Source organism: Pseudomonas sp. PDM19, assembly GCF_014852215.1.
GTDB lineage: Bacteria > Pseudomonadota > Gammaproteobacteria > Pseudomonadales > Pseudomonadaceae > Pseudomonas.
Genome location: NZ_JACVBG010000015.1, coordinates 1 through 439, shown reverse-complemented (window position 1 = coordinate 439; position 439 = coordinate 1). Strand labels below are relative to the sequence as shown.

Sequence of the window (439 nt, the reverse complement as noted above, 5' to 3'; positions counted from 1 at the left end):
GAGAAAGGAGGAGGGAGAAAAAAAGGAAAAAGAGGGGAAGGGGAGAGGAAAGGAAGGAAGAGAGAGGGGAAAAGAAGGAAAGGAGAAAAGGGGAGGGGAAAGGGAGCGCGAGGGGGGAAGAGAAGGAGAGGGGAGGGAAGAGAAGGGAGAAGAGGAAGGAGGGAGAAGAGGAGGGAGGAGAGGGGGGGAAGGGGAAAGGAGGAAGGGGGAAGGAAAGAGGGGGAGGGGGGAGAAGAGAGGGGGGAAAAGAAAGGAAAAGAAAAGGAAGGAGAAGAGGAGGGAGGGAAGGGAGGGGAAGAGGAGGGAGGAGAACGGGCCCAGCGCCCCGGGGAGAGCCCCCAAGGCGGCAGCGGGGAGCCGCACGGGGGGGAGGCCCAGCGGCCGCACCGCGGGCAGGCCCGACGCGACGGCGGCAGCCGAGCGGGCGAGGCCAAGAAAC

General features: G+C 64.0%; 1 pseudogene. It reads left to right on the top strand.

The window, feature by feature from the left end:
• A pseudogene (locus IB273_RS31290) lies at positions 1 to 439 on the top strand (hypothetical protein); the annotation flags it as partial.